Annotated in this window: 13 protein-coding genes; 10 read left to right on the top strand and 3 right to left on the bottom strand. The window is 42.7% G+C overall.

Translation table 11 applies throughout. From position 1 onward, the window contains the following. Positions 1-2: 2 nt before the first annotated feature. Positions 3-281 carry a hypothetical protein gene (locus DET59_RS11420; RefSeq protein WP_113969810.1) on the top strand — a complete coding sequence of 93 codons (279 nt, stop codon included), beginning with the start codon at positions 3-5 and terminating at the stop codon, positions 279-281. Between the two features lie 86 nt (positions 282-367). On the opposite strand, the gene cysK is transcribed toward DET59_RS11420, so the two are convergent. Continuing rightward, entirely contained in the window at positions 368-1,297 is a 930-nt protein-coding gene (cysK, locus tag DET59_RS11415; RefSeq protein WP_113969809.1) for a cysteine synthase A, read from the bottom strand. Positions 1,298-1,462: 165 nt separating this feature from the next. On the opposite strand from cysK, the gene thpR reads away from it, so the two are divergent. From thpR to DET59_RS11390, 5 genes are all read left to right on the top strand, one after another. After that, positions 1,463-2,014, top strand: coding sequence for an RNA 2',3'-cyclic phosphodiesterase (thpR, locus tag DET59_RS11410; RefSeq protein ID WP_113969808.1), 552 nt, complete (start codon positions 1,463-1,465; stop codon positions 2,012-2,014). Between the two features lie 23 nt (positions 2,015-2,037). Beyond that, positions 2,038-3,006 carry a nuclease-related domain-containing protein gene (locus DET59_RS11405; RefSeq protein WP_113969807.1) on the top strand — a complete coding sequence of 323 codons (969 nt, stop codon included), beginning with the start codon at positions 2,038-2,040 and terminating at the stop codon, positions 3,004-3,006. Next, positions 3,003-3,956: a diacylglycerol/lipid kinase family protein gene (locus DET59_RS11400; protein ID WP_113969806.1), complete on the top strand. Its 954-nt coding sequence runs from the start codon at positions 3,003-3,005 to the stop codon at positions 3,954-3,956. Before DET59_RS11405 ends, DET59_RS11400 begins: the two co-directional genes overlap by 4 nt. After that, a complete protein-coding gene (gene pulA / locus DET59_RS11395; protein WP_113969874.1) occupies positions 3,950-6,094 on the top strand; it encodes a type I pullulanase in 2,145 nt (714 codons plus the stop codon). Before DET59_RS11400 ends, pulA begins: the two co-directional genes overlap by 7 nt. Positions 6,095-6,280: 186 nt before the next feature. After that, positions 6,281-7,054: a phosphotransferase family protein gene (locus tag DET59_RS11390; protein ID WP_113969805.1), complete on the top strand. Its 774-nt coding sequence runs from the start codon at positions 6,281-6,283 to the stop codon at positions 7,052-7,054. 4 nt (positions 7,055-7,058) lie between these two features. Here the strand turns inward: DET59_RS11390 and DET59_RS11385 are convergent, their stop codons facing one another. Further along, on the bottom strand, positions 7,059-7,337 hold the full coding sequence (locus DET59_RS11385) for a YtzH-like family protein (RefSeq protein ID WP_113969804.1): 279 nt from the start codon (positions 7,335-7,337) through the stop codon (positions 7,059-7,061). A gap of 262 nt (positions 7,338-7,599) precedes the next feature. On the opposite strand from DET59_RS11385, the gene trmB reads away from it, so the two are divergent. The 3 genes from trmB to DET59_RS11370 all read left to right on the top strand — a co-directional run bounded on the left by trmB (position 7,600) and on the right by DET59_RS11370 (position 11,382). Next, the gene (gene trmB, locus DET59_RS11380; protein WP_113969803.1) at positions 7,600-8,244 is read left to right on the top strand and encodes a tRNA (guanosine(46)-N7)-methyltransferase TrmB; all 645 of its coding nucleotides are present in this window, start codon (positions 7,600-7,602) and stop codon (positions 8,242-8,244) included. 659 nt (positions 8,245-8,903) lie between these two features. Then, a protein-coding gene (locus DET59_RS11375; protein WP_258549650.1) for an IS3 family transposase occupies positions 8,904-10,261 on the top strand; the annotation gives its coding sequence in 2 pieces (ribosomal slippage) (positions 8,904-9,375 and positions 9,375-10,261; 1,359 coding nt in all). A gap of 278 nt (positions 10,262-10,539) precedes the next feature. Continuing rightward, positions 10,540-11,382 (top strand): YtnP family quorum-quenching lactonase, encoded by an 843-nt coding sequence (locus DET59_RS11370; RefSeq protein WP_113969802.1) that lies wholly within the window; start codon positions 10,540-10,542, stop codon positions 11,380-11,382. Positions 11,383-11,449: 67 nt separating this feature from the next. Here the strand turns inward: DET59_RS11370 and DET59_RS11365 are convergent, their stop codons facing one another. After that, positions 11,450-11,764 (bottom strand): PepSY domain-containing protein, encoded by a 315-nt coding sequence (locus DET59_RS11365; protein WP_113969801.1) that lies wholly within the window; start codon positions 11,762-11,764, stop codon positions 11,450-11,452. 236 nt (positions 11,765-12,000) lie between these two features. Between DET59_RS11365 and DET59_RS11360 the strand changes: the two genes are divergently transcribed. After that, positions 12,001-13,074 carry a M42 family metallopeptidase gene (locus tag DET59_RS11360; RefSeq protein WP_113969800.1) on the top strand — a complete coding sequence of 358 codons (1,074 nt, stop codon included), beginning with the start codon at positions 12,001-12,003 and terminating at the stop codon, positions 13,072-13,074. Positions 13,075-13,116 lie beyond the last annotated feature (42 nt).

The raw sequence follows: 13,116 nt of genomic DNA, 5'->3' as shown, positions 1-13,116 counted from the left end.
AAATGAGATTGATTTGTTCACAACCATTTATGAAGACAGAACGAAGAATAGAAGACAACCAGCAATTCACGGTAGAGACAGAGGAGCATCTTTATTTATACAATGATCGAATTGAGACTCCTGCGAAAAGCTTCACCATCAAGGACGTGATGGATGTGACAAGCAAGCCGTTGTCAGCTTACTATACTTTTTTGTATCTTCACACGATAGAAGGAGTGTGGACGTTTGTTGTTAAGTCTTCTCCTGAACATTTCATCACGCAGTATCATAAGGTTAAATAAACATAAGAAAGAGGCTGCGCCGTCATGGGCGCAGCCTCTCTTGGTTATCGTCCGGCTTGAGGGGCAAGCCGGTTCCGATTTTGTAATTAAAACCTAAACAGGTCGCTTGAGAGATATCTTTCTCCTGTATCGCAGGCAATGCACACGACTACATCTTCAGGTGATAATTTCTTCGCCACTTCTATGGCTGCATAACAAGCGGCCCCTGATGAAGGTCCTACCAGGATACCTTCTTCACTTGCCATTCTGCGGGCAATATCGTAGGCATGCTCGTCTTCGATTTTGTGGATTTCATCGTAGACACTGGTATTCAGGATATCAGGAACAAACCCTGGGCTCGTTCCTACTAATTTATGCTTCCCTGGCTTACCTCCGGATAGAACCGGGGATCCCGCCGGTTCCACCACATGAACGGCGAGGTCCGGATAGTGCTCTTTTAACACTTCGCCAGTCCCTGTAATCGTGCCGCCCGTTCCGGCAGTCGCAACAAATGCAGATAAGGGCTTGCCGATTTCTTTCATGGCCTCCACAATCTCGAGGGCCGTCGTCTTTCGGTGGGCATCCGGGTTCGCATCATTTTCGAACTGCATCGGCATGAAGCTATTGGGAATTTGCTCTGTTAATTCTTTCGCTTTTTCAATGGCACCTGGCATTTTGTCATCTCCAGGTGTTAAGACTACTTCAGCACCGTATGCTTTTAACAGATTAATACGCTCTTGAGTCATCGTATCGGGCATGACCAGGATTGCGCGATATCCCCTTGCTGCTGCATTCATGGCAAGTCCGATACCCGTGTTTCCGCTTGTGGGCTCTATGATGGTCGAGCCTTCTTTTAAGAAGCCTTCCTTTTCTGCTTCAACGATCATTTGAAAGGCTGCGCGATCCTTCACACTTTTACTCGGGTTATAGAATTCCAATTTAACATATACATCCGCTCCGTCAGCAGGATTGAGTCGATTCAATTTGACAAGGGGGGTGTCCCCGATCAGTTCAGCGATATTTTGTACAACTTTCATAGTCAACTTCCTTTCAGAAAACGTTCTTCTTCTATCGTACTAATTCAGATAAATCTTATCAAATAAATGAGCTTTGTATTTCATTTTTATTGCATTTCCTTCTAGTCATTCTCTCTCATGACACATTTTGCTAAAATGGTAGTAACGAATGAAAGGACGAGTGATATGTTGAAAGCTCACTATTTCTTTGCACTCTCTTTATCTCAAGAAACGAAACACCTTATACATAAGTGGACAGAGCCAATGATGGATGAGGGTTCTTTTCAGCGCTGGGTGCACCCGAAGGACTATCACATCACATTGGCCTTTTTAGGAAGTGCGGATGAACTTCAACCCGTGATCCATAGAGTAGACGCGCTTGAATGTCCTTCATTTTCATTAACCCTTGATCACTACGGTACCTTTGGAAAAAGTGATTCACCCAGAATTCTTTGGATGGGCATTCAGCCTTCTGAAATCTTACAACGGGTTCGGGAAAGTGTGTATGGTGCTTGTGAAGAAGCGGGCTTTCCATTAGATAAGAGACCTTTTTCTCCACATATCACCGTAGGGCGAAAGTGGAATAGAGATTTTCCTTTTACTTCCGGGTGGTTGAATTCGTTTCAGCCAACGGACACCCATTCTTTCACAGCAGGAGAAATCGTGTTATATCAAACTCACTTAGACAGACTGCCAAAGTATGAAGCCATTTACACCAAACCGTTACATGCAAATTGACCGTCATGAAAGGATCGATCCATATGGCACAGCTGATTAAACTTCAAGATTACGTTTCCAGGTACGAAACAGATTTATATAGATATCCTTCCCAATTTGTCCGATTAAAAAAGCAGCAATGGGAAAAAATGAAACAACATTGGGAAAACGATGATCTTCCTCCCGCTTCACCGATCATTAAGGTGGAACAACAAGAAGAGGAAAGGAACTCCATGAAGGAGAAGCTCTTTTCACTGTTCAAAAAGAAAGAAGCTGAAGAGGAGGAGCTCTCAAACTCCATTCAGCCAAATGATGAAGAAATTGCATTTGAAATGGATTCAAACCAGGATATCTCTACGGAGGAAGAATTGAAGGTTTCCTTCCTGGACCTTGTATTTGATTTTCAGTTGAGATGGGCAAGCTCCACGATCATGGAGAAATCCTATGTAGACAACAGCTATCATTATGACGAACGATTGCGTTACCTGATTCAGCGTTTTCCAGATAACATATTGGTGATGTACAACCCGATACTAAAGATTAAACATGCCCCTGTAGAACTCGAAACCATTCTGATCACCCCAACAGGGATCTGGTGCTTAACCTTTCTCGAATTTGAAGAGGGAACTGCCTACATCGGTTCAGGAGAACGATTCTGGTTGAAAAAATGGGGAGATGTAGAGACGAAGGTATTAAACCCTCTAATCGGACTGAGAAGGATGGAGGGAATACTCCATCAAATCATTCAATATGCAGGTGTCGACCTTCCTATACATAAAGGCGTGATAAGCAGAAATGGATACATAGATTACCCACAGGCTCCGGTGGGCATTCAGTTTCTTGACAAGCGGCTCCACAATGAATGGTTCCAGCAGCAGCGCTCAAGCACTTCTCCGATCAAGAGTGTCCAGCTGAAAGCGGCACAAGCCATATTGGAGTATTGCCAGACCACTTCATTCAAGAGGCTTCAATGGGGAGAACAGGCGGTTGAATCAGGTGAGAACCAACAATGAAGTCGATTTTCATCGTGAATCCTTCAGCAAAGAATCATCATTCCTTATCTTCGTGGAATCATTTTAGACAAACCATCGATATTCCACATGAGATTTTTGTGACAGGTCACCCCGGTGACGTGAAGAACATTGTTTCAAGTGTCGTCAACCAATCTCCAGACGACTGGCTCCTGGTAGTGGGGGTAGGTGGTGATGGGACCATGAACTCTGTGGTGAGTGGAACAATCGGTTTTGACAAGGTCGTTATAGGGTATATTCCATCAGGAAGTGGTAATGATTTTGCAAGGGGCTATAATTGGCCTAACAATAAAAAACAAGCATATACCTTAATAAAGGAAGGTTTGAAAAAAGAAGATTTCGTGACCCTGGATTCAGGTCAATTTACCATGAGCAGCGGACCAAATGGGCATTTCGTGAATAATATAGGGATAGGATTTGATGCGGAAATTGCCCGTAAGGCCAATCGTTCATCCTTTAAAAAGTGGTTGAACAAATGGTCCCTTGGACAATTGATCTATCCTATCCTCCTTTGTAAGGAAGCGTTTACGTATAAACCCTTTTCCCTTTCGATAGATGTTGATGGGAAAGAGCAGGTGTTTCACAAGGTATGGTTTGTGACTGTTTCGAATCAGCCTTTTTTTGGTGGAGGAATGAAGATCGCCCCTCAGGCTTGTCCTCATGATGGATCTCTCGATATGACCCTCGTCCATGGGTTATCTAGGTGGAAATTACTCCTGGTCTTTCTATCTGTCTTCTTCGGAAAACATACGGCTTTCAATGAAGTCAGCACGTGTTCAGGAACAACCATGACCATCCGATCGGGTCAGGATATACCCGTGCACGCAGACGGAGACACAATTGAAGAACTGAAGAAGGGGAATGAATTGAAGGTGAATGTTCTTCCATTAAGTTGGAAAATGTTAAACAGAAGTGGGTGGCAGAAGTGTTAGTCATTAGTAGGCATTACGATGCGTTTTTAGATACGTTCAATACGGTTACATTGATTCTTCCATACGATTATCATGATGGGAATTCCAGTCACTTCTCTCTCATAAAAGGTAGTGAAAAAATAGCTCTTCACATTGAAGAAAAGATTCCCCTCAATGATGCGATGAAATATGTCACGACGATCCAGAGTGAGAAGGTTGTCCTGGGTGAAGTCTATGAAGTCGTCGATGAGCATAACACAAAGACAGACCTGCAAATCGGAGCGGTCATTAGAACGGAAGAGTTTGATCAACGCTATTATTATGACGGGGATGACCTTGGTGTTACCTGCCAAGAGGGGTGCACCGTGTTTAAAGTATGGTCTCCGACGTCTACAGAGGTAAGATTAAAGCTGAAGTCCCCTGATGATGAAGAGATACAATACCCATTCTCCAGAGTTGAGAACGGCGTATGGGAATGTAAGGTGAATACCGATGTAGATCGTTATTATTATACCATTCTAACGTGTATCAACCTGGTTTGGGATGAACTGATCGATCCCTATGCTAAATCGGTTTCCTACGACAGTGAGTGGGGATGTATTGTGAACCTTGGACGCGGGGAAGGTCCTTTTTCCTTGGCACCATTAACTTCCCCTGCAGATGCTGTCATTTATGAGTTGAATGTCCGTGATTTCTCAGCCCAAAAAGAAAGCGGCATGAAATTCGCAGGAAAATATCGTGCCTTTACAGAAAAAGGGACCTCTACACCGAAAGGATTCAGTAGTGGAATTCAGTACTTAAAGGAGCTGGGCATCACCCATGTTGAGCTGCTTCCTGTCAATGATTTCGATGGGGTCACGGATCACCCTACCGATAAAAGTTATAATTGGGGATACAATCCACTGTTTTTTAACGCGCCTGAAGGGAGCTACAGCTTAAAGCCTGAAGATCCCTATGAACGGATCAGTGAGCTGAAAAGCGTGATTCAAAGCCTTCATGAAGAAAATATCAGGGTCATACTGGATGTGGTGTACAACCACGTGTTCATTCGGGAGGAATCGTCCTTTGAAAAGCTCGTGCCCGGCTATTTCTTCCGTCACGACGAAAATGGCTTACCTTCGAATGGGACGGGAGTGGGAAATGATTTTGCTTCCGAACGCCTGATGGCCAGGAAATTTATCGTGGATTCGATTCTTTATTGGATAAAAGAGTACGGTGTCGACGGCTTCCGTTTTGACCTGATGGGAATTCTTGATATTAAGACCATGACGACAATCCGTGAAGAAGTGGAAAGGGTTTTGCCGGGAGCGATCATCATAGGAGAAGGCTGGGACCTGAATACACCCCTGCCCCCCCATCAAAAAGCCAACCTGCGTAACGCCCATCAGCTTCAAGGGATCGGTCAATTCAATGACTGGTTCCGGGACACCATTAAAGGAAGTACGTTTAACTTATATGACAAAGGGTTTGCCCTTGGTCACGGTCACTTGGAACAAAAGGTGGAACTCGTCCTGACTGGAAGTGTCGGGATGAAAAGTGGAGAAAGAGGACTCTTTAAAGAGCCGACTCAATCCGTCAACTATGTGGAGTCCCATGATAATCACACCCTATGGGATAAAATGAAAGCTTGTTTAAATGAAGATGAAGGAACCCTTATGAATCGCCATAAATTAGCAACCACGATGGTGCTGCTATCTCAAGGGATCCCTTTTATTCATGCAGGACAGGAATTTTACCGAACGAAAAAGGGGATTGAAAACAGCTACAATTCTCCTGTGGAAATTAATCAACTAGACTGGGTAAGAAGAGAAGAATTCGATGATGTGGTTCAATACGTAAAAGCACTGATTCAAATCCGTAAAAGTCACGGTGCCTTCCGATTTCAAAAGAGCGGCCTGATCAGGGAGCATGTGGAAGTCTCTCATAGCATTGAAAATCTTGTTGTGGTCCGCTACCGGAATGTCCACCCGTATGGTCCGTGGAACGATATCTTCATGGTCTTCCATTCCGATTCGAAAAAGTGTCAGTATCCCCTCCCCGAAGGAAAAGATTGGATTTGTTTGTCCGACGGAAATCGTGCAAATGTAAACGGTCTTTATGGGGTAAAAGAGTCAACCATAACCCTTGAACCTGTCTCTTCCTATGTATTTGTAAGGTAACAGTTCATTCCAGTGCTTGACGAAAACGCAAGATGACGATAAAATCTTAAACAGATGGCTATTGATTGTATTGCCCAATAGCTGTCTTTTTTATTTTATAAGACTTTTTTGATGTAGTGAATGAATCCAAACTTTAACGTAAATGAACATATAAACATGACAAAGGACCAATAGAAGGTGAATATATTGGAACACTTATTTGACCAAGATTGGGAAATAGTCCCCGCAGGCGGTGCTACTGGAGAAGCGTTCTTTGCTCAGTACCAAGAGCAAAGGTTATTTCTGAAACGCAATTCCTCCCCTTTTGTGGCTGTATTGTCTGCAGAAGGAATCGTACCCAAGCTAGTTTGGACCAAAAGACTGGAAAACGGGGATGTCATAACGGCACAACATTGGTTAAATGGAAGAGAATTAAAGCCGGAAGAAATGATGGATGAACGAGTGGCTAAGCTGCTTAACAAGATTCATTCCTCAAAGCCGCTTTCAACCATGCTTGAGCGGTTAGGAAAAGAGCCGTTTCAGCCGGAGCATATGCTTACGGAAGTGGAAACAGGCTTAGAATTCGATCTTCTTTCATTGCCTGTTATTAGAGAGGCGCTATTATTTCTTCAAAAAGAGCTCTTGGAAGTTCAGCAGGAAGAATATGTAGTCTGTCACGGTGATGTCAATCATAACAACTGGCTGCTGTCTGATTACAACCAGTTGTATTTAATCGATTGGGACGGTGCCATGATTGCGGACCCGGCCTTTGACGTAGGGCTTTTATTATACTGGTATATCCCTGAAGACCAATGGGAGAGCTGGTTAACTCAATATGGTGTTGAGTTGACCGATAACTTAAAGCTGAGAATGAAATGGTATGTGGTTGCACAAACGATATTATCCATTCAGTGGCATAAAGGAAAAGCCCGATTTCACGAAATGAATCATTGGATTGAATATCTGCACAAAGTGATCTGATTCATTAAGAATAGGTGTTCATATCCGTAACCCATTGGGACAAGTTTTCTTGATTGGACGTAATATGGTTCGATAGGTCAGCTGAGGATATCCCGCTTTGACTATACTGATAAATTTCCTGCAGGACAGGCTTTACGTTTTCGTGAATATCAGCATTAACCATTAATGACTTCACCAATCGTTCAACTTGCTCACATTCAGAAACCGAACCGCAGCAATCCGCACTGTGATTGCTTAAAATATCTGATAGTAACTGCATTTGATTCTGTGAATTTAAAGGCATAGAGTACACCCTTTCATTTTCTTCTATAAAGATTTAAAGAAACACGTACTTTTTCAGCCCTTCAAAATGACCAGACCCGAAAAAGGAATTCACTAATAGTGTGTGAATTCCTTTTTCAATTATGCGCGCTTTTTGAGGGACGGACCTCAAAAAGGGCACATCAGCCAGAAGATCTGAAGCGGGGATTGGCTCTATTTTGGCTCTTGCACAGGACGGATAGTCGTGGTATGTTTTTTTCGATAATAAAAAAAGAGGTGTCTACATGCGTTTACGTAATAAACCGTGGGCTTCTGAGAGAATCAGTGACCATCCACAGTATGTTGTGGCAGAACCCCAGGAGATAAAAGGTCAATGGAATAAAGAATTTGGTAATGACAATCCTATCCACATCGAGGTAGGAACTGGAAAAGGTCAATTCGTCACGGAAATGGCCAGAGCCAATCCGGACGTTAATTATATTGGAATCGAGTTATATGAAAGCGTCATTGTAACCGCTCTTGATCGTTTGATTGAAGCCGGGCTTCCTAACGTCAAGCTATTAAATGTCGATGCAAAGAATCTGACTGAATACTTCGCATCAGAAGAAGTAAGCCGAGTGTACTTGAATTTCTCTGATCCATGGCCGAAAAACCGTCATGAAAAACGTCGATTGACTTATAAAGATTTCCTGAAGCTATATGAAGATGTGCTGATCAAAGGCGGGGAAATCCACTTTAAGACAGACAATCAAGATTTATTCGAGTACTCATTAAAGAGCTTCTCATGGTATGGTCTCCACCTGAATTTCTTGAGTCTGGATCTTCACAAAAGCGATTTTGAAGGAAATATCATGACTGAATATGAAGAGAAATTTTCAGCCAAAGGACAAAGAATATACCGGGTTGAAGCACAATATCAAAATCAATAAGTATTATTTGATGGCCCTGCAATTTTGTGGGGCTATTTTTTTCAGCCCTTTTGGTAAAGACTGTTTTTTACAGGTTCTGCTTCTGCTCTGCCAATCAGTATGTGCTCAGATGGTGAGGGGAACTGCTTCGCTTTCCGCGGACGTTCGGCCGAGCCTCCTCAGCTTCGCTTCCGGGGTCTCGGCACGACCGTACTTCCGCAGGAGTCTACGCAGTTCCCCTCACCATCTATATAAGATTTTCGTGACAGAGCTAAAAAGAGTCAAAAAATAGTTTAAAAACAGATTTTCATTCATATACAATCACAAATTGACCACTACTTTCTATAAAAAGTAAATTAAATGAGGATAGACAGGCTAAATCCTCCGTGAGTAATCACGATAAACATATGACTAATAACTGATTTTTTACCTATCATAATGAGGTTAATTTTGTGCTCCCTTGTAGACAGTTTGTTTTTGGGAACAAACTGTCTACAATAGGCTTTTTTTGTTATTCTATCCGTCATTATGCAGTGGGAATATAGAACCACAGAGTGGATTGTAGCGGAAGGCACTTGACTCCTGCGGGAAATAGAGGAAAGGTCGAGACCCCACAGGGCGAAGCTGAGCTGCACCCCTATTGTTGGACATACCATCCAACAATAGGAGGGTCGGCACAAATGGCCAAGTTTACTCAGGAATATAAACTTCAAGTAGCCAAACGTTATATAAATGAATTAGTTAGTTATCGAGACCTTGCGAATCAAGTAGGAGTAGATGATTCTGTTCTCCGATACTGGGTGATGTTAGTTCGTCATCATGGTGACCAAGCATTTGTCTTTCCCTATACAAACTATCCATCAGCCTTTAAACTGAGGGTAATTCATTTTATTACGGAAAAGAATTACTCCATTCGAGAGGCATCAGCCATTTTTCATATCCCAGATCCCTGTATGGTTCGTAGGTGGAAGAAGAAGTGGGAGATAGCTGGAGAAGATGCCCTTGAATCTAAAGAAAAGGGGCCTTCTACTATGACACCTAATCAAAAGAAAAAGAAGATCAAGGACCATTCATCCAACCAATCGGTAGAGGATATGAAAAAAGAACTGGAATACCTTCGTATGGAGAATGCGTATTTAAAAAAGCTAAAAGCCTTAGTTCAGGAAGAACCATCACCAACGAAATCAAAGCGAAAGTAGTATATGAACTAAGGAACGAATTCCCGGTGACTAGAACGATAAAAGTAGCGAATATGCCTAAAAGCACTTACTATGACATCATAAAAAAGTGGAACCAACCAAATCCTGACCGCAAATGGAAAAGACGAATCAATTTCATCTACCATAAGCATTCAGGACGCTTGGGATACCGTCGCATTACTGACGTCCTTCAGGAAAAAGGATACGATGTCAACAAAAAGAAAGTACTTCGAATCATGAGAGAACTAGGACTTAAATGCATTGTACGAATGAAAAAGTACAAATCATATAAAGGGGAAGTTGGAAAAGCAGCTCCCAACATCCTAAACCGTAATTTTAGAGCCGAGAAACCCAATCAAAAGTGGGTGACGGACATTACGGAATTTAAACTGTTCGGTCAGAAGCTCTATCTATCCCCGATTTTGGATCTGTATAACGGAGAAATCATTACCTATACGCTCCAATCAAGGCCGACATTTGATTTGGTCGAAACGATGTTGGCACAAGGGTTAAAACATGTAAATGAGGGCGATGAGCTCTTAATTCATTCTGATCAGGGCTGGCATTATCGAATGGCCCAGTACCGAGGCACACTGAAAGAACATAACATCACACAAAGCATGTCTCGTAAAGGAAACTGTTATGACAACTCCGTCATGGAGAACTTTTTTGGGATACTTAAATCTGAATTCCTGTACTTACAAGAATTTGATAGTATCGAGCACTTTAAAGACGAATTGAAAGAATACATGTATTACTACAATCATCTGAGAATTAAATCAAGATTGAAACGGAAAAGTCCAGTAGCTTATCGAGTCAGTACCGAATTAGCTGCTTAACAAATAAGTGTCCAACTTTATGGGTCCAGTGCAAAGCCCGAGGAGGCTCGACTTCCTCCCCGCGGAAAGCAAGTGCCTGGAGCGGAAAGGAACGGTCCACGTTTTGTCCCTACACTCATACTCTAGTTCAACTACTACTTCCTTCCATGAAATAGCAACAATCTTTACGAATAGAGCTTTATATTTTCATGTTCGTTTGGGAGCGTTCCGAGCGTCGACCTATAAGTTGTCCATAAATTCTGATAAAATAAAAGGGAATGAACAAAGGAGGAGTCAAAATGGAAACGTTGAAGGTTGGAGATATATCGATCTATTGGCTGAATGGCGGCGTCACTCACATGGATGGGGGAGCTATGTTCGGAGTGGTCCCAAAGCCTCTTTGGTCAAAAAAATATGCCGTGAATGACTTGAATCAAATCGAATTACGAACAGATCCGCTCTTTTTCGAATGGGAAGGGAAGAAAGTATTAATTGAATCCGGTATTGGTAAAGGGAAGCTGAATGATAAACAAAAGCGTAACTACGGTGTGCATGAAGAGTCGGATCTCGAGGCATCACTGGAAACACTGGGCTTGAAGCCAGATGATATTGATGTGGTGTTAATGACTCACATGCATTTCGATCACGCTTGCGGCTTAACAAAATATGAGGGGGATAAGCTTGTTCCTGTATTCCCGAATGCAACCATTTACACCTCCCAAGTGGAATGGGATGAAATGAGAAATCCGAATGTGCGCTCCCGTAATACATACTGGAAAGAAAATTGGGAAAGCATTCAATCTCAAGTGGAAACGTTCGAAGGAGAAAAGGAAGTACTTCCTGGAATCACAATGGTGCATACGGGAGGTCACAGTGATGGGCACTCGATTATCCTTCTAGAGCATAACGGGGAGAAATTCATCCATATGGCAGATATCATGCCTACTCATGCTCACAAAAATCCGCTATGGGTACTGGCTTATGACGACTATCCGATGACGTCCATCGATGCCAAATATAAGTGGATCAATCAAGCGATTGAAGGAGAATACTGGTTCCTTTTCTATCATGATGCAGTTTATAGAGGGATCAAGTGGAATACAGATGGAGAAATCGTTGATCACGTACTGAGAGAAAAATAATAATGACTAAATAAAGGATGGTCCCAAGACCCTGGGATCATCCTTTGTTATGATGCGGTTAGTCTATTTAAGCTAAAGGATACACATCCACAACGGTGCCCGTATACGCATCTGCTAAAAACTCATATTGCTCCAGTTCCCCGTCTTTTCTTCTGGATACGCCACCTTTATAAACTTTCGTTGTGACCGAGTGCTTCTGATAGTCTTCGGGCTTCATTCCGATCCAGGAACCATCGATGTTCCCCTCTTTTTTAAATGAAAGTTTGACGTCCTTTAATACTTTTTCGGCAGAAACCATGCTTGAATCATCCAGTTTTTCTTTCAGAAAATATCCTCCTGCTGCTCCGATTCCGATTCCGATCATGAAAGATTTCCAGTTCATTTTTATTCCCTCCACAGGCAATGAGTATTTGATGTTTCTCTGACACGCAAGGGATAGCATGCTCTTCCCGCTATCTCCCCATTAATTCGCGATTATTTTCCATCTATAGGTACATTCTATCAAAGAAGTAATAAAAAAGAGAACTCATTTTCTTCTCAATTGGTGGTAAGACGTTCGAAAGTTCTGTAAAATAAGATTATACATAAAGTAGATTTTATATAAAAGGGGCATATGACATGAAACAAGATACGTTGGAACTTTTTAAGACATTGACTGAATTGCCGGGAGCACCCGGTAATGAGCATGCGGTTCGTAAATTTATGAAAGAACAATTGTCTCAATACTCAGATGACATCGTGCAGGATCGTCTGGGCGGGGTATTTGGAGTGAAAAAAGGCAATGATCAGGATCCTGTTGTGATGGTTGCAGGGCATATGGATGAAGTAGGATTTATGGTCACGTCTGTTACGGACAATGGAATGATCCGCTTTCAAACCCTTGGAGGCTGGTGGAGTCAGGTCATGCTTGCTCAGCGTGTTCAAATCATAACGGATAACGGTCCGATTACAGGTGTGATCGGAAGCATCCCTCCTCACCTGCTCGGAGAAGAACAGCGTAGAAAGCCGATGGAAATCAAGAACATGCTCATTGATATCGGTGCTGATGATCGGGACAATGCACTGGAAATCGGGATCAAACCGGGACAGCAGATCGTACCGATTTGTCCGTTTACCCCAATGGCGAATGAGAAAAAAATACTTGCGAAGGCGTGGGATAACCGTTATGGATGCGGATTGTCCATTGAGCTGCTAAAAGAGCTGCAAGGGGTAACACTTCCCAACACCCTATATTCCGGAGCCACGGTTCAGGAGGAAGTAGGATTACGCGGTGCCCAGACAGCAGCCAATATGATTAATCCGGATATTTTCTTTGCCCTCGATGCGAGTCCGGCAAATGATATGTCAGGGGACAAAAATGAATTTGGCCAATTAGGTAAAGGTGCTCTCCTTCGCATTCTTGACCGCTCAATGGTTACCCACAGAGGCATCAGGGAATTCGTTCTTGATACAGCTGAATCAAATGACATTCCTTATCAATATTTTGTTTCTCAAGGCGGAACGGATGCCGGAAGAGTACATATGTCAAATGAAGGGGTCCCAAGTGCCGTTGTTGGTATCTGTTCAAGGTATATTCACACACATGCATCCATGATCCATGTAGATGATTATGCGGCTGCGAAAGAACTGATTGTCAAATTAGTCAAGCAATGTGACCGTGCCACAATTGAATCCATTAAATCAAACGGATAATTCACATTCCTAAAAAAATAGACCAAAAAGGCTGTCTCATTT

This window comes from Rossellomorea aquimaris, from assembly GCF_003315075.1.
GTDB lineage: Bacteria > Bacillota > Bacilli > Bacillales > Bacillaceae_B > Rossellomorea > Rossellomorea aquimaris_C.
Note: the sequence above shows the minus strand (reverse complement) of the source record. Positions and strands in the feature narration are given on the sequence as shown.